Annotated in this window: 1 pseudogene; it reads right to left on the minus strand. The window is 52.7% G+C overall.

Annotation, left to right across the window (positions count from 1 at the left end):
* Positions 1–63: 63 nt before the first annotated feature.
* Positions 64–243, minus strand: a pseudogene (locus R0J92_RS25820) (hypothetical protein); the annotation flags it as partial.

Raw genomic sequence — 243 nt, forward strand, 5'->3', positions numbered from 1 at the left:
GTGTTCAGGCGCCGTTCGAGCGCAATCTGCGAGGAAATTCCAACGTAAATTCCGGATTGCATATCATGTGCCCCCGAGTTTCAGTGCATTGATGGAGATGAGAAGATCCGTGGAGATCCCGCTCGTGGAGGGCGTAAAGAGTGTCGCTACGTTTGTGCTGTCGGGTGCATTTTCCAGCTCCCATAGGGTCGAGAACCGTTCCAGGAATTTCGACAGCTTCGTTCTGTCCTGAAAGTCCGTGAT

The organism is Tritonibacter sp. SIMBA_163 (assembly GCF_046535935.1).
Classification (GTDB): Bacteria; Pseudomonadota; Alphaproteobacteria; order Rhodobacterales; family Rhodobacteraceae; genus Epibacterium; species Epibacterium scottomollicae.